This is a genomic window from Oerskovia sp. USHLN155, from assembly GCF_037145535.1.
GTDB classification, from domain to species: domain Bacteria; phylum Actinomycetota; class Actinomycetes; order Actinomycetales; family Cellulomonadaceae; genus Oerskovia; species Oerskovia rustica.
Genome location: NZ_JBBCXG010000005.1, coordinates 108,942 through 124,104 on the forward strand (window position 1 = coordinate 108,942; position 15,163 = coordinate 124,104).

A 15,163-nucleotide genomic window follows, 5' to 3' on the forward strand; every position below is an offset into this window, starting at 1 on the left:
GCGTTCCCGCGTCACGCGTCACGCGTCACACGGCGTCGCTGCGCTCACCGAGCCACGGCGCGAGCACGTCCTCGCGGCCGAGCCACCGCAGGCCGCCGTCGGCGACCTCCTCGCGCGTCGCGAGGATCTCGTCGAACGCGGCGACCAGGGCCGCGCGGTCGTCGGCCGAGTCGGCCGCGCCCGTGACGACGAGCCGCGTGCGGGGTGCGACGTCGTCCCACGTCCCGACCGCCCCGATGCTGAGCTGGCCGCCCGCGCCGTCCCACGCGCACATCGAGTCGGGCCGGTTGGGCACCCAGAACACGCCGCGGCTGCGCAGGCGCCCGGTGCCCAGGCGGCGGACCTGGTGGAGGAGACGCTCGGGGTCGAAGGGCAGGTCGGACGCGAGCTCGAGGGTCCAGGTCCCGGTCGCGTCGTCCTGCCCGACGACGGCACGCACCCCGAGCGGGTGCGCGCGTCGTTCGGCGACGGTCGCGTCGTGCGAGGCCGCGGACAGGTCGGCGAAGCGGAGCCGCTCGAGGCCGTCGACCCGCGTCGAGGTGTCCGCGCGCAGGCGGTCCACGAGTCCCGATCCGGTGCGTGCGCTCGCGCGGCGCCGGTCCCGTGCGGCGTGGACCGCCGCGTGCCCGCCCGGGCGGGTGGCGTCGTCGGGCGGGCTGGGCGGGGCCGGCGACCCGTGGGAGCCGTGGGAGCCGAGCGTGGACGCGCCGAGTTCGGGTGCGGGCGGCGCGCCGGTCGTGACGACGAGGTCGGCGTGCTCGACCTGTGCGGCGAGCACCTCGCCGACCGAGCGGTGGTCCGTGGGGGTGAGCGCGAGCCCGCGCTCCTCGAGGAGGTCGTCGTCGAGGAGGTCGGTCTCGACCGCGGCGAGGTCGACGACCGTGAGGACCGTGGCGAGCCGCAGCCCGTCGAGCGCGCCGTCGGGGCGGGCGGCGGCCTCGAGGGCGCGCACGACGGGCAGGGGCTCGGCGGACACGGGCAGCGCGAGGAGGACCTCGTCCCAGCGGCCGTCGTGCGCGAGCGCGTGGAGGGTGGGGATCGCGTCCTCGCGGACCGCGCACGACAGGCACGCGTGCTCGAGGTCGACGAGCGTGTCCTCGACGACGCCCGTCGCGTCCACGACCAGGCGCCGCAGCGTGCCGTCCTCGGCGTGGATGTCGTGGCGCAGCGCGACCGACCGCGGCGTGTCGGTCACGAGGCCGAAGATCGCGGTGTCGCGCAGCACGGGATCGATCGTGGCGAGCACGCTGAGCGGGACGCCGGTCCCGGACGTGCGGGGGTTCCCGGGAATATCTGCGGGCATGCGGACGCTCCACCTCTACAGAGAACGGTTCTCATCAGTCGGGAGCATACCTCTTGACGAGAACGGTTCTCAATAACTAGTGTCGGGTCTCCACGACCCACCGAAGGGAAGTCCGTCATGTCCGCCGTCTGCCAGGTGCTCGGCACCTCGCCGGGGTTCGGCCGTTCGATCTCGCACTCGCACGTGCGGACCAAGCGTCGCTTCGACCCCAACATCCAGCACAAGCGCTACTGGGTGCCGTCCCTGGGCCGGCATGTCAGGCTGAGAGTGAGCGCCCAGGGGATCAGGACGATCGACCGTCGAGGGATCGACGTGGTCGTCGCCGGAATCATCGCTCGAGGGGAGAAGGTCTGATGGCAGCACGCACCGAGCTGCGCCCCGTGGTCAGGATGCGTTCGACCGCAGGGACCGGGTACACCTACGTGACCCGCAAGAACCGCCGCAACGACCCGGACCGGCTGACCCTGCTCAAGTACGACCCGGTGGCGCGACGGCACGTCGCGTTCCGCGAGGAACGGTAAGGGGAGCCGCATGGCCAAGAAGTCCAAGATCGCGCGCAACGAGCAGCGCGAGGTGATCGTCGCCCGGTACGCCGAGCGGCGCGCCGAGCTCAAGAAGATCATCGCGTCGCCGAGCGCCTCGGACGCCGAGAAGGAGGCCGCCTCGACCGAGCTGCGCAAGCAGCCCCGCGACGCGAGCGCGACCCGCCTGCGCAACCGCGACGTCGTCGACGGTCGTCCGCGCGCGTACAACCGGCGCTTCGGGCTCTCCCGCATCAGGCTGCGCGACATGGCGCACCGCGGCGAGCTCCCGGGCGTCACCAAGTCCAGCTGGTAGTCGAGACACGTAGAGGAGCACCCATGAAGAAGGACATCCACCCCGAGTACGGGCCGGTCGTGTTCCGCGACATCTCGGCCGACTTCGCCTTCCTGACCAGGTCCACGCTCGCCGGGAGCTCGGCGTCCGGTCCCGGGCGCCCGGACAAGACGATCGTGTGGACGGACGGCAACACCTACCCGGTGGTCGACGTCGACATCTCGAGCGCGAGCCACCCGTTCTACACGGGCACCGCGCGCGTCGTGGACACCGCCGGACGCGTCGAGAAGTTCCGTCAGCGCTACGGCAAGGGCGCCACGGGAGGCGCGGCGAAGAGCGACGGTCGCTGAACGGCCCTCGCTCGGCCGACGAGCCGGCGCCCTCGACGAGCCGTCCACCCTGCGGGGTGGGCGGCTCGTCGCACGCCCGGTAGGGGGTCCGGAGGCGCCCAGTAGGTCACATTCGGCGCGGATCGGACAAGATTCTGCGCTCAGAGGAACCGTTTCGGCGCGGAAACGCGCGCAGAACCCCGTAGATTCCTTAGTGTTGTCCACGAAGTCCCGCCTCAGGGCTGGCAAACTGAGACCTCAACGTCTCGCGGTGCCCACCGCGGGGCGTGAACCGATGAAGGGATCCGCATGTCGCTCAACAAGTCTGAGCTCGTCTCGGCCATCGCCGCAAAGTCCGACCTCACCAAGGCTCAGGCCGAGAACGCCCTCAACGCGTTCCAGGAAGTCCTCGTCGAGTCGCTCGGCAAGGGCGAGGCCGTCAAGGTCACCGGCCTCCTCTCCGTCGAGCGTGTCGAGCGTGCCGCTCGCACGGGCCGCAACCCCCGCACCGGCGAGGAGATCCAGATCCCCGCTGGCTTCGGTGTCAAGATCAGCGCCGGCAGCCTCCTGAAGAAGGCCGTCACCAAGTGATCTTCGCGGCGCGCTGAGGCGTGCCGCACCGCGGGGCCACGCCCCGCATCCCGTGCAGAGGCCCGTGCCGAAGGGGTGGGGCCCGGCGCGTCGCTTGCAGCGATAACCGTTCTCATTCTCTAGGGTGGGTGAGTTCCTGGGCGTGCGCCCGACCGGCTGATCCGAAGGGCGTCATGAGCCACCACTCCCACGGGCACTCCCACGGAAGCGGCCCGGCGCTGCCCGCGACGCGGCGGGTCAGGATCGTCCTCGCGGCGATCCTCGTGCCGGCGCTGCTCCTGACGATCGTCGGGCTCGTCGCGCTCTGGCCCCGCGCCGCCGACCTGCCCGACCAGATCCCGTTCACAGCCCAGGGAACCCACGTGGTGCACGGTGTCGTCACGGGCGAGGCCGAGGTCGAGACCGGGCTCGTGCCCGTCCGTCTCGACGACGGCACCGAGACCGAGGTCGTGGCCCCGCCCGAGTACGTTCACCACGGCTTCGACGTCGGCGACCGCCTCCGGATGCTCTACATCTCCCAGGCCGAGGGCGACGGCAGCACCCCCTACGCGTTCCTCGACTTCGAGCGCGGGATACCGATCGCCGTGCTCGCGATCGCGTACGCGGCGCTCGTGCTCGCGGTCGCCAGGCTGCGCGGCCTGGCCGCGCTCGCAGGACTCGTGGTCGCGCTCGTGACGATCGGGCAGTTCACGCTGCCCGCGCTCCTCGCCGGGCAGAACGTCCTCTACGTGGCGCTCGTGACGTCGTCGGCCGTCATGTTCGTGGTGCTCTACGTCGCGCACGGGTTCACGGTCCGCACCTCGACCGCGATGGTCGGGACCCTCGTGGGCCTCGTCCTCACCGCTGTCCTCGCATGGTGGGGCGCCTCGACCTCGCACATCACCGGGCTCACGTCCGAGGAGGCGCTGTGGCTCCCGTCCTACGCCCCCGGGATCGACCTGCAGGGCATCGCGGTCTGCGGCATCGTCCTCGCGGGCATGGGCGTGCTCAACGACGTGACCATCACCCAGGCCTCGACCGTGTGGGAGCTGCGCGCCCTCGCGCCCTGGGCGTCGCGGCGCGAGCTCTTCACGCGGGCCATGCGCATCGGCCGGGACCACATCGCCTCGACCGTCTACACCATCGCGTTCGCCTACGTCGGTGCGGCCCTGCCCCTGCTCATGGCGGTCTGGCTGTCCGACCAGGCGCTCGGCACGAGCCTCACGTCGGGGGAGATCGCCGAGGAGGTGGTGCGGACGCTCGTCGGGTCGATCGGGCTCGTGCTCGCGATCCCGCTCACCACGGCCATCGCGGCCGTGACGGTACCGAGCGAGCCGGCCGCGTCCAGGGTGCCCGTCGAGCCGACCGGACCGACGGAGCCTGCCGGGCGGACGGAACCTGCCGGACGTACCGCGCCGGACGGGGCCGTCGGACCGGTCGGACCGGCCGACGACCTCGCCCGGAGCACGCCCTTCACCTGATCCGCACCGACACCCCACGGGACGGTCCGGTGAGCGACCCTGGGAGTTCGCCATGATGTGCGCATGAGTGAACAGTGGGTCGAGGTCGCGACGTCGCGGCTTCGCGACCAGCACGCCTGCCCGGGCTGCGGAGCCGTCCTGACGTCGACCCGCTGCGGTGACTGCGGCCTGGTCCTGACCGGCCCCTGGGCCGTCGAGGTCCTGCGGGCGTCGCGCGAGGCGGCCTTCGCGCTCGAACGGCGGGCCTCGGCGCTGCGTGCGCTCCGCACGGCCGACGAGCGCGGGCTCGCGCCGGAACGAGGCACCCGTCCGGTCGCGAACAGCGTCGGGCTCGCTCCGGCGGCCGTTCCTGCACCGAGGGCCGACGGTCGCCCGCGCCCCGCCGCCTCGCGTCCCCTGTCGCCCGTGCGCACCGGCGGCCCGACGACGACCGTCGCCGTCTCGGGCACGGCAGCCACTGGTTCCCCGGCCCCGGCGTCCCCCGCCCGGTCGAGCCTCGGGCTCCAGCCCATCCTCGCGAGCGCCGGGGCGGGCCTGCTCGCGGTCGCCACGATCGTGTTCGTCTTCTTCACGCTCGCCGACGACCTTGCGGTCCGCACCCTCGTCACCGACGTCGTGACGCTCCTCGCGCTCGCGACGGCCGCGTTCCTGCGGACGCGTGGGATGGGCGCGTCGGCCGAGTCGATCGGTGCGCTCGCCGTCGTGCTGCTGCTCGTCGACGTCGAGCTCGTCGTGAGCGCGCGCATGCTCGGCGGGGCCGACCCGGCGCTCGTACGCGGCTCCCTGCTGCTCCTGGTGGTCGTCGGGCTCCTGGCTGCCGGGAACACGGTCCGCATGCGGAGCTGGGTCGCGGCCGGCCTGATCCTCAGCCCGGTCGTGCCCGTGGTCCTCGCCGGAGCGTTCGACGGACTGACCGCGTCGACCTTCGCCGCCTTCTCGGTCGCCCTCCTGGCCTCCTCGCTCGTGACCGTGCTCGACCTGCCTCTCCTGCGCCGCTCGCGCGAGCGGCTCGGGTCGCCCCTGACCCTCGAGCAGACCGTGCTCGACGTCGTGCGGTTCCTCACGTTCCCCACCGCTGTCGTGCTGGCGCTGCTCGTGCCCCCGCTTCCCGGGGTCCCGGGCTGGAGCGGTGCCGCCCTGCTCGTGCTGCTCGCCGCGGGCACGGCCTTCCTGCTGGCAAGGTTCACGGGGCAGCGTGCGTGGTGGAGCGCGACGGGCGGGGCGACGGTCCTCGCGGGGGCGCTCCTCGGCGTCGGCTCCCACCCCACGTGGCTGGCGAGCGTGCCCGTCGCGGGGCTGCTCGCAGGAGCCGTCCTGGTCGGCGTCGCGACGTGGGCCCGGGCCGACCGTCGGACCCGCGCCGCGCTCGTGGCCGGCGGGTCGGCCGTGCTCGGCCTCGCCGCGCTGCCCGCGGCGGCGCACGGGCTGACCGGCCTGCTCGTGTCGGCCTCGACGATCCGGCCGACCGGCACCTCGTGGTCGTTCACCACGGACCGCCTCGCCGAGGTCGGGACGCTCGACGACGCCGCGACCACGGCCGCGCTCGTCGGCATCACGGCCCTCCTGCTCGCGATGCTCGCGGTCGGCCGCCTGGACCTGGGACCGGCGGCACCGAAGGCGTCCGGGCCGGAGACCGCCCACCAGGCGGCGCGCGAGGCCGCGTCGGCGGCGACCGCACAGGCGGTCCCCGCTCGGACCGGGCTCGCGCGCGCCGCGGGCGACTCCGCGCCGTGGGCCGCGCTCGTGCTCGCCCTCGGGGTCGCGCTGCACCCGGCCTGGGCCGCGGTCACGAGCTTCGCGGCCCTCGCGGTCGTGGCGTTCGCACTGTTCGTGGTCGCGGGCCGGTTCGCGCAGGCACGCCGGGCGTCGGCCGCCGCGGCCGCCGCGACGTCGACGACCCCGGGGGCCCCCGCCCCGGCGCCCAGCGCCCCGTGGCACCTGGGTGCCTGGGCCGTCGCTGCGCTCACGGGCGGCTTCGTCGCGACGGGGCTCACTGCCCTCGTGGCCTGGGCGGCGCGCCCGACCGTGGTGCTGAGCGGCGCCGTCGTGCTCGCGCTGCTGCTGTTCGCCCGCCGCACGGTGCCCGCCCTGGTGCACCCGTTCCTCGTGGGGGTCGGCTACGCGTACGCGCTGCTGGTCCTCGGGACGACGCTCGGCTGGGCGGGCCTCGGCACGACCGAGGCCGTCGCGGTCGTGTCGGTCACGGCGTCGGTCGTCGCGATCGTCGTCACGCGGGTCCGTGCGGTGGGGCAGCCGTCGTGGTGGGCCGTGCTCGTCACGACGTCGGTGCCCTTCCTGCTGGGCGTCGCGACCGTGCTCGACGAGCGCAGCTGGTGGTCCGCCGCCGCGGCGGCGACCATGCTCGCGCTCGAGGGCGTGCTCGTCCTGACCCGACGGGCCGAGATGGCGCGCGCGGTCCGCGTGGCCGCGGCAGGCCTCCTGCTCCCGACGGCGTCGGTCGTCCTGGTCTGCCTCGGCGCCGAGCTCGTGCCCGGCAGCGCGTCGCCCGTGGTGCTGCCGCTCGTCGCGATCCTGACCGCCGCGGCCGTGGTCGGGGTACCGTCCGCCCAGGCGTACCTGACCGCGCGCGGGCTCCCGGGCCGGCACGTGCTCGACGCGGGACGTGCGGTCGAGGTCAGCGTGCTCGTGACCGCGTTCCTCACGGTCGTGCTCGCCCTGGTGCGCGTCGCGGCGGGCCCCGAGACCACTGCCGTCGTGCTCCTCGTCCTCGGTGCGGGGGCCGCGGTCGTCGCCGGCCGCCCGGACCGCCGCTGGGCGTGGTGGGTCGCGGGCGGGCTGTGGGTCGGCGCCCTGTGGTCGTTGCTCGCCCTGCTCGACGTGGGGCTCGTCGAGGCGTACACGGCGCCGCCCGCGCTCGCGGCCGTGGTCGTCGGCGGGCTCCTGGCCCGGCGCTCGCCCACGGGCCGGCACCTGGCGGCGTGCGGGCTCGGGCTGCTGGTCCTGCCCTCGCTGCTCGTGTCGATCCTCGTGCCCGAGGGGGACACGTGGCGCAACCCCACGGTCCTCGCCCTCGGCCTGGTCCTCGTCGCGGCCGGTGAGACGGCCCGCCGCCTCGCGACGCGGGGCACCCGCGTGAACGCGACCTGGGCGGCCGACGCCGCGTCGCGTCTCGCGCTCGCCGCGATCCTCGCGTCGGTCGCGGGGCTCGTCGCGGCGCTCCAGTCGACCCAGGAGGCCGGGGCCGCAGACCCGACCCGCGTCTACCTCGTCGCGCTCGCCTGGTCCGCGGCGGGGGCCGCGCTCGCGGCGCTCGCGGGCGACCGCCTCGTCGCCGCGGTCGCGCCCTGGGGTGGCGCCGGCCGGGGGACCGAGGTGCCCGACGGCGCCGCTCCCTACCCGCTCGACCCGACCCTTCGCCGGTGGTGGGCCGCACCCGCGCTGGTGCTCGCCGTCGTCGGGCCGGTCGGGGCCGTGGGGGAGAGCTGGACCGTGATCGCCCTCGCGTGGCTCGTCGAGGTCGCGCTGCTCGTGCTCGTCGTGCACACCGTGCGCCGGGCCGTGGCGACCACGCGCCGCGAGGACCTGCGGTGGCCGCCCACGTGGTTCGTGTGGGCGCTCGCGCTCACCGCCGCGATCGGGGCGTGGAGCCCGCGCGAGCTGCGCGTCGAGGTCTTCTCGCTGCCGCTCGGTGCGGGCCTGCTCGTCGCGGGGTACCTGGCGTTCGCGGCGACGACGCGGGCGGTCGCCCGGGCGGGGGACGGGGGCTCCGGCGCTGGTGGGTCGACGGGGACCGGGGTTGGCGGGTCGGGCGGCGCGACGACGGGCGGCGGGCCGGTCGGCGTGCCGGTCGTGGCGCGGCCCCGGCTCGCCGACTGGCCCGTCGGGTACGCCGGGTCGTGGCGCACCCTCGCGCTGGGGATCGCGGCGACGCTCGGCCCGTCGGTCCTCGCGACCTACACCGACGCCCGCACGTGGCGGGCCGTGCTCGTCGTCGGGCTCGCGCTCGCGGCCGTGCTGATCGGGACCAGGTTCCACCTCGCCGCGCCGTTCGTGCTGGGCGTCGTGGTGCTGCCGATCGAGATCCTCGTGGTGTTCGTGAGCCAGCTCGGCACGGCCATCTCGGCCGGGCCGTGGATGCTCACGCTGACGGCCGCGGGCGGGCTGCTGCTCATCATCGCGGTGTACTACGAGCGGCGCATGGCCGCGTTCGACGGCGCCGCGGCGTACCTGCGCGACCTGCGGTAGGGGCGGCCCGGTGGCACCGCCCGGCGGCACTGCCCGGCGGCCGGACCGCCCGGCCGGCGGGCGCCCGTCCTAGAGGGTCTTGCGCGCCCGCTCGATCAGCGGGCGCACCCGGTACGGGATGAGCTCACCCATCGAGAGCGACGTCTCGGTGCGCTCGACCCCGTCGATCGCGAGGATCGCCGCGTCGATGCGGAACAGGTGGTCCGTGGTGCGGCACGCGACCAGGACCCGCAGGTCGGAGGTACCGCTGCGCCCGTGCGCCTGGAGCACCTCGGGGATCTCCGCGAGCGTCGCCACGATGCGGCTGAGCTCCTTCTGCTTGACCTCGACCTCGATGAACGCGGTCAGGGGGTGGCCCAGGAACTCCGGGCTGATGCGCCGGTCGAAGTCGAGGAACGCCCCGGCCTCCTCGAGGTGGGCCATGCGCGCGTGCACCGTGTTCCGTGAGAGCCGCAGGCGCTCGGCCAGCGCGACGATCGTGCCGCGCGGGTCCTTCGCGAGCGCGACGAGGAGATCGAGGTCGACGGCATCGTAGCTGCGCACAGTGTTCAGCCTAGCCCGACATCCGGGAGCAGAACGCGCAGCCTTTTCGCGATGACTGGAGCTATGTGCGGGGCGGGGCTACGTTCGCGGTATCCGGTGCTCGACGGTGAGCGGCGGGGTGCTCGACGACGAGCACGGGAGCAGACGCGAGGTGACGCGATGACGCCCAGCAAGGTGGACAGCCGTGTCGAGCCGCGGACGACACAGGACGTCGTCCAGGTGCTCGACGAGGCCGGTGCACGCCACGGATCGGCGGAGCAGGACCGGTGGCTGGAAGGACTCGACGCAGACCCCGCGGCGGCCCTTCGACTGTACGAGGACATGGTCGTGGTGCGTCGGATCGACGCCGAGGCCACGGCTCTCCAGCGACAGGGCGAGCTCGCGCTGTGGCCCCCGCTCCTGGGGCAGGAGGCCGCGCAGATCGGCTCGGGCCGGGCGCTGCGCGCCGACGACTTCGTGTTCTCCAGCTATCGCGAGCACGCCGTGGCGTACACGCGGGGGGTCGCGCTCGTCGATCTCGTGCGGGTGTGGCGAGGTGTGACGGCGTCGGGCTGGGACCCGTACGCCGTGAACATGGCGACGCCGCAGGTCATCATCGGCGCGCAGACGCTGCACGCGACGGGCTACGCGATGGGCATCCAGAACGACGGGGCCGACGCCGTCGCGGTCGCCTACCTGGGCGACGGCGCCATGAGCCAGGGCGACGTCAACGAGGCGTTCGTGTTCGCTGCGACCTACCGGGCGCCCGTGGTGTTCCTGTGCCAGAACAACCAGTGGGCGATCTCCGAGCCCGTGACGCTCCAGTCGCCCGTGCCGCTCGTGGACCGTGCCGCGGGCTTCGGCCTGCCGGGCGTGCGCGTCGACGGCAACGACGTCCTCGCGGTGCACGCCGTGACGCACGAGGCCCTCGACCGGGCCCGCACGGGTGGCGGCTCCACGTTCATCGAGGCCGTGACCTACCGCATGGGCCCGCACACCACGGCCGACGACCCCACGCGCTACCGCGACCCCGCCGAGCTCGAGACGTGGGCCGGACGCGACCCGATCTCCCGGTACCGGGCCTACCTGACCGACCGCGGCCTGCTGACCGAGGCCGAGGAGACGCGGGTCCAGGGTGTCGCCGACCAGGCAGCGGCCGAGCTGCGTGCCGGGTGCATCGGGCTCGAGGACCCGTCCGCGCTCTCGATCTTCGACCACGTGTACGCCGAGCCGCACGCGGCGCTCGCGGCCGAGCGTGCCGCATACGCGCAGTACCTGGAGGGGTTCGCCGACTCCTCGGGGCCCGACGCCGGCACGAGCACCCCAGGCACCGGCGCCCCCAGCCCCTCCGACGCGAAGGACGGTGCCCGATGACCACCCTGACGCTCGCCAAGGCCCTCAACGCGGGCCTGCGCCGCTCGCTCGCGAACGACGACAAGGTCGTCGTCATGGGCGAGGACGTCGGCCGCCTCGGCGGTGTGTACCGCGTGACGGACGGCCTCCAGACCGAGTTCGGCCCGCGTCGCGTGCTCGACACGCCGCTCGCGGAGTCGGGCATCCTCGGCACGGCCGTGGGGCTCGCGTACCGCGGCTACCGTCCCGTGTGCGAGATCCAGTTCGACGGGTTCGTGTACGTCGCGTTCGACCAGATCGTGTCCCAGCTCGCCAAGATGCACGCCCGCACGGGCGGCGCGGTGCGCCTGCCGATCACGATCCGCATCCCCGTGGGTGGTGGCCTGGGGGCGGCCGAGCACCACTCGGAGTCGCCCGAGGCGTACTTCGCGCACACCGCGGGCCTGCGCGTCGTGACGGTCTCCGACCCGCAGGACGCGTACACCGTGCTCCAGCAGGCCATCGCGTGCGACGACCCGGTCGTGTTCTTCGAGCCCAAGCGCCGCTACCACCTCAAGGGCGAGGTCAACGAGGCGGCTGACCTGCGCTCGGCCGACCCCATGGACGCGGCGCGCGTCGTCGTGCCGGGCACGGACGTCACGCTGGTGACGTTCGGGTCGCTCGTCACGACGGCCCGGGACGCCGCGGTCGCGGCCGCCGACGAGGGCGTCTCGATCGAGGTCGTGGACCTGCGCTCGCTCTCGCCGATCGACCACGCGACGGTCGCGGCGTCGGTCCGCAAGACGGGTCGGCTGGTCGTCGCGCACGAGGCCCCGCACCAGGCGGGTCTGGGGGCGGAGGTCGCTGCCGCCGCGACCGAGCGCTGCTTCGACCACCTCGAGGCCGCACCGGTGCGCGTCACGGGGCACGACGTCCCGTACCCGCCCGCCAAGGCCGAGCAGCACCAGGTCCCGGACCTGGACCGGATCCTCGACGGCGTGGACCGTGTCCTGGGGCGCGGGGCGTACGGGGCGTCGGAGTACGCCCCGTTCGAGGGGGTGGCACGGTGATGGCCACGCGAGAGTTCCTCCTGCCCGACCTCGGCGAGGGCCTCACCGAGTCCGACCTCGTGAGCTGGCACGTCGCTGCGGGCGACCGGGTCGAGCTCAACCAGGTCATCGCGGAGGTCGAGACGGCCAAGGCCCTGGTCGACCTCCCGTCGCCCTACGCGGGCGTCGTCACGGTCCTGCACGCCGAGCCGGGGCAGACGGTCAACGTCGGCGAGCCGCTCGTCACGTTCGAGGTCCCGGACGAGGCGGGAGCGTCGGGGGGCGTCACGCCCGGCGGCACCACGTCAGCCGGGCGTCCGGCGGACGGGGACGCACCAGCCGGGGTGCCCGACGGCGCCGCGTCGGACGCTCGATCGGCCGGCGGCGGGCAGGACGCGGCCGAGGACGTGCCCCAGCCGAACCTCGTCGGGTACGGCGCGCGGCCCGAGCGATCGGGCCGCCCCACGCGGCGAGCACGCCGATCGCCGGCGAGCTCCACGGGCGAGATGCGGCCACGTGGGGTCGAGGACAGGGGAGCCACCCCAGATGGCCGCATCTCGACGGACGGGACCACCCACGCGGCCCCGACCGAGCGACCCCGCTCGACCCCGCCCGTGCGCCGGCTGGCCAAGCAGCTCGGGGTCCACCTCGAACGGATCGTCGGGACCGGCGCTCGCGGGCTCGTGACCCGCGAGGACGTCCTCGCGGCGGTGAGCTGTGCACAGGCCGGGTCCCGGGAGGGGACGGTGACCGGCGCGGCCCAGGACGCGGCGCCCGGTCGACGCGCGGGCACGGGTCGGGAGCGCAACGGCGTCCATGGCCTTCCCAGCGACGCGTCGAGGGGACCGGCGTCCCGGGGCTTCGGCACCGCGAACCTGGCCGACGACTGGGACGACGAAGACGCGGCCGACGCCGACGAGCCCGCTCCCCGCACGACGGGGCGCAACGCGCCGACCTCGCTGCGCGACATCCTCGGTCAGTCCGGACTGGCCCGCGCGGCCTCCCGGCGCGCCGGAGGGTTCCCGCTGCCGGAGGCTCCCACCGCACCGGCAGAGGCCGACCGTGGGAGGGGAGCGGCGTCGTCGGGCAGGGTGAGCAGCGGTGAGACCCGCACGCCCGTGCGCGGCGTGCGCAAGCACACCGCCGCCGCGATGGTCGCGAGCGCGTTCACCGCACCCCACGCGACCGTGTTCCTCACGCTCGACGTCACGCGCTCGACCGACCTTCTCGACCGCCTCCGGACCCACCCGCTCGCCCGGGGGACCAAGGTCACGGTCCTGGCGCTCGTCGCGCGGGCGCTGTGCGTCGTCCTGCCACGGCACCCCTCGCTCAACAGCCGCTGGGAGGACCTGCCGGACGGGAGCGCGGAGATCGTCCACAGCCCGCGCGTCCACCTGGGGATAGCGGTCGCGACCGAGCGCGGGCTCGTCGTGCCGCACGTGCCCGACGCGCACACGCTCGGGCTCACGGGTCTGGCGCAGGCGCTCACGGACCTCACCGTGACGGCCCGCAGCGGTCGTACCGCGCCCGAGCGGCTCACCGGCGGGACCGTCACGATCACCAACGTCGGGGTGTTCGGCGTCGACGCCGGGACGCCGATCCTGGTGCCGGGCGAGGCCGCGATCCTGGGCGTCGGGGCCGTGCGCAAGCGTCCCTGGGAGCACGAGGGACAGGTCGCGCTGCGTGACGTCCTGACGCTGAGCCTGTCGTTCGACCACCGCGTGGTCGACGGCGAGCAGGGCGCCCGGTTCCTCGCCGAGCTCGGGGCGCTGCTCGCCGACCCGGCGCTCGCGCTGCTCCTCGCGGGTGACCCGGGTGACCCGGGCGGCCCCGGCGACCCCGGTGACCAGGGCGCGTCCCGGACGGGGGCGGCCTCGTGACCGCGACCCTGCCGACCACGCGTCCGCCGGGCGTCGGCGACGTCCTGGGGACGACGCTCGACCCGTCCTCGGCAGGCGCCCGCGCCAACGGTGCGGCGCAGCGCTCGCTCGTCGCCGGGCTGCGCGAGCGCACGGCCCGTGCCGCGCTCGGCGGTCCCGAGCCGTCCCGCGCCCGGCACGTCGCGCGCGGCAAGCTGCTGCCGCGCGAGCGCGTCGAGCACCTGCTCGACGAGGGCAGCCCGTTCCTGGAGATCGCGCCGCTCGCGGCCGAGGGGATGCTGGGCGGGGAGTGGCCCGGTGCGGGTGTGGTCGCGGGGATCGGGATCGTGGAGGGCCGCCGGGTCCTGGTCGTGTGCAACGACGCGACCGTCAAGGGCGGCACGTACCACCCGCTCACGGTCAAGAAGCACCTGCGGGCCCAGGAGATCGCGCTCGAGAACCGGCTGCCGTGCATCTACCTGGTCGACTCGGGCGGCGCGTTCCTGCCGCTCCAGGCCGAGGTGTTCCCCGACCGGGACCACTTCGGCCGGATCTTCTACCACCAGGCCCGGCTCTCGGCCGCGGGCGTCCCGCAGATCGCGGCGGTCCTGGGCTCCTGCACCGCGGGTGGTGCGTACGTGCCCGCGATGAGCGACGAGACCGTGATCGTGCGGAACCAGGGCACGATCTTCCTGGGTGGCCCGCCGCTCGTGAAGGCCGCGATCGGCGAGGTCGTCACGGCCGAGGAGCTGGGCGGCGGCGACCTGCACGCGCGCCGCTCGGGCGTCACGGACCACCTGGCGGAGGACGACGAGCACGCGCTCGCGATCGTGCGCCGCATCGTCTCGACGCTCCCGCCGGACCCGGCGCCTGCATGGGCCGTGGAACCGAGCGCCCCGCCCGTCGTCGGGAAGGACGAGCCCGGCGGACCGGGCGAGAGCCTGTACGGCGCGGTGCCGGTCGACGTCCAGGCGCCCTACGACGCGCGCGAGATCGTCGCGCGGCTGGTCGACGGCAGCGTGTTCCACGAGTTCAAGCGCGAGTACGGCGACACCCTGGTCACGGGGTTCGCGCACCTGCACGGGCACCCCGTGGGGATCGTGGCGAACAACGGGGTCCTGTTCAGCCCGTCGGCGCTCAAGGGGGCGCACTTCGTCGAGCTGTGCGACCAGCGCGGCATCCCGCTCGTGTTCCTGCAGAACATCTCGGGGTTCATGGTCGGCACCGACGCCGAGGCCGGCGGCATCGCCAAGGACGGCGCCAAGATGGTCACGGCGGTCGCGACGACGCGCGTGCCCAAGCTGACGGTCGTGGTCGGCGGGTCGTTCGGGGCGGGAAACTACTCGATGTGCGGGCGCGCGTACTCGCCGCGCTTCCTGTGGTCGTGGCCCGCGAGCCGGATCTCGGTCATGGGCGGCCCGCAGGCCGCGTCGGTGCTCGCGACGGTCAAGGCCGACCAGCTCGCGGCGCGCGGCGAGCAGTGGGCGCCCGACGACGAGGCCGCCTTCCGCGAGGACATCCGCTCACGCTACGAGGAGCAGGGCGACCCGTACTACGCCACGGCCCGGCTCTGGGACGACGGCGTCATCGACCCGGCCGACACGCGCCGCGTGCTGGGACTCGCGCTCGACGTGTGCGCCCGCACGCCGTTGGCCCCGACCGAGGGCCCGCGCTTCGGGCTCTTCAGGATGTGAGG

Annotated in this window: 13 protein-coding genes; 11 read left to right on the forward strand and 2 right to left on the reverse strand. The window is 74.6% G+C overall.

Translation table 11 applies throughout. The features are described from left to right. Positions 1-25 precede the first annotated feature (25 nt). On the reverse strand, positions 26-1,303 hold the full coding sequence (locus tag WFH32_RS08435; RefSeq protein WP_191796068.1) for a GTP-binding protein: 1,278 nt from the start codon (positions 1,301-1,303) through the stop codon (positions 26-28). 117 nt (positions 1,304-1,420) lie between these two features. On the opposite strand from WFH32_RS08435, the gene rpmB reads away from it, so the two are divergent. The 7 genes from rpmB to WFH32_RS08470 all read left to right on the forward strand — a co-directional run bounded on the left by rpmB (position 1,421) and on the right by WFH32_RS08470 (position 8,705). Next, entirely contained in the window at positions 1,421-1,657 is a 237-nt protein-coding gene (gene rpmB, locus WFH32_RS08440) for a 50S ribosomal protein L28 (protein ID WP_191796067.1), read from the forward strand. Beyond that, positions 1,657-1,824, forward strand: coding sequence for a 50S ribosomal protein L33 (rpmG, locus tag WFH32_RS08445; RefSeq protein ID WP_030150366.1), 168 nt, complete (start codon positions 1,657-1,659; stop codon positions 1,822-1,824). The genes rpmB and rpmG overlap by 1 nt, the downstream gene beginning before the upstream one ends. Positions 1,825-1,834: 10 nt before the next feature. Then, entirely contained in the window at positions 1,835-2,140 is a 306-nt protein-coding gene (gene rpsN / locus WFH32_RS08450) for a 30S ribosomal protein S14 (RefSeq protein WP_138822196.1), read from the forward strand. Positions 2,141-2,163: 23 nt separating this feature from the next. Beyond that, entirely contained in the window at positions 2,164-2,469 is a 306-nt protein-coding gene (locus WFH32_RS08455; protein WP_138822198.1) for a type B 50S ribosomal protein L31, read from the forward strand. 288 nt (positions 2,470-2,757) lie between these two features. Beyond that, the gene (locus WFH32_RS08460) at positions 2,758-3,039 is read left to right on the forward strand and encodes an HU family DNA-binding protein (protein WP_030150363.1); all 282 of its coding nucleotides are present in this window, start codon (positions 2,758-2,760) and stop codon (positions 3,037-3,039) included. Positions 3,040-3,212: 173 nt separating this feature from the next. After that, entirely contained in the window at positions 3,213-4,499 is a 1,287-nt protein-coding gene (locus tag WFH32_RS08465) for a YibE/F family protein (RefSeq protein WP_336706915.1), read from the forward strand. Between the two features lie 63 nt (positions 4,500-4,562). Continuing rightward, positions 4,563-8,705, forward strand: coding sequence for an SCO7613 C-terminal domain-containing membrane protein (locus WFH32_RS08470; RefSeq protein ID WP_336706917.1), 4,143 nt, complete (start codon positions 4,563-4,565; stop codon positions 8,703-8,705). A gap of 69 nt (positions 8,706-8,774) precedes the next feature. Here WFH32_RS08470 and WFH32_RS08475 read toward each other — a convergent pair whose 3' ends face one another. Further along, the gene (locus tag WFH32_RS08475) at positions 8,775-9,248 is read right to left on the reverse strand and encodes an Lrp/AsnC family transcriptional regulator (RefSeq protein ID WP_191790132.1); all 474 of its coding nucleotides are present in this window, start codon (positions 9,246-9,248) and stop codon (positions 8,775-8,777) included. Between the two features lie 159 nt (positions 9,249-9,407). Here WFH32_RS08475 and pdhA point away from each other — a divergent pair, with 159 nt between their 5' ends. From pdhA to WFH32_RS08495, 4 genes are read left to right on the forward strand one after another with little or no spacing between them, the layout of a single operon-like run. Then, positions 9,408-10,601, forward strand: coding sequence for a pyruvate dehydrogenase (acetyl-transferring) E1 component subunit alpha (gene pdhA, locus WFH32_RS08480; RefSeq protein WP_191796064.1), 1,194 nt, complete (start codon positions 9,408-9,410; stop codon positions 10,599-10,601). Next, complete coding sequence (locus tag WFH32_RS08485) at positions 10,598-11,629, forward strand: alpha-ketoacid dehydrogenase subunit beta (RefSeq protein WP_191796063.1); 1,032 nt, start codon at positions 10,598-10,600, stop codon at positions 11,627-11,629. The genes pdhA and WFH32_RS08485 overlap by 4 nt, the downstream gene beginning before the upstream one ends. Beyond that, complete coding sequence (locus WFH32_RS08490) at positions 11,629-13,488, forward strand: 2-oxo acid dehydrogenase subunit E2 (protein ID WP_336706918.1); 1,860 nt, start codon at positions 11,629-11,631, stop codon at positions 13,486-13,488. Before WFH32_RS08485 ends, WFH32_RS08490 begins: the two co-directional genes overlap by 1 nt. Before the next feature lie 44 nt (positions 13,489-13,532). Continuing rightward, positions 13,533-15,161 carry a carboxyl transferase domain-containing protein gene (locus tag WFH32_RS08495; protein WP_336707150.1) on the forward strand — a complete coding sequence of 543 codons (1,629 nt, stop codon included), beginning with the start codon at positions 13,533-13,535 and terminating at the stop codon, positions 15,159-15,161. Positions 15,162-15,163 lie beyond the last annotated feature (2 nt).

Bases quoted from the DNA above. Each gene is read 5' to 3' on its own strand.
- WFH32_RS08435 (WP_191796068.1), bottom strand. From the start codon at position 1,303: ATGCCCGCAGATATTCCCGGGAACCCCCGCACGTCCGGGACCGGCGTC.
- rpmB (WP_191796067.1), top strand. From the start codon at position 1,421: ATGTCCGCCGTCTGCCAGGTGCTCGGCACCTCGCCGGGGTTCGGCCGT.
- rpmG (WP_030150366.1), top strand. From the start codon at position 1,657: ATGGCAGCACGCACCGAGCTGCGCCCCGTGGTCAGGATGCGTTCGACC.
- rpsN (WP_138822196.1), top strand. From the start codon at position 1,835: ATGGCCAAGAAGTCCAAGATCGCGCGCAACGAGCAGCGCGAGGTGATC.
- WFH32_RS08455 (WP_138822198.1), top strand. From the start codon at position 2,164: ATGAAGAAGGACATCCACCCCGAGTACGGGCCGGTCGTGTTCCGCGAC.
- WFH32_RS08460 (WP_030150363.1), top strand. From the start codon at position 2,758: ATGTCGCTCAACAAGTCTGAGCTCGTCTCGGCCATCGCCGCAAAGTCC.
- WFH32_RS08465 (WP_336706915.1), top strand. From the start codon at position 3,213: ATGAGCCACCACTCCCACGGGCACTCCCACGGAAGCGGCCCGGCGCTG.
- WFH32_RS08470 (WP_336706917.1), top strand. From the start codon at position 4,563: ATGAGTGAACAGTGGGTCGAGGTCGCGACGTCGCGGCTTCGCGACCAG.
- pdhA (WP_191796064.1), top strand. From the start codon at position 9,408: ATGACGCCCAGCAAGGTGGACAGCCGTGTCGAGCCGCGGACGACACAG.
- WFH32_RS08485 (WP_191796063.1), top strand. From the start codon at position 10,598: ATGACCACCCTGACGCTCGCCAAGGCCCTCAACGCGGGCCTGCGCCGC.
- WFH32_RS08490 (WP_336706918.1), top strand. From the start codon at position 11,629: ATGGCCACGCGAGAGTTCCTCCTGCCCGACCTCGGCGAGGGCCTCACC.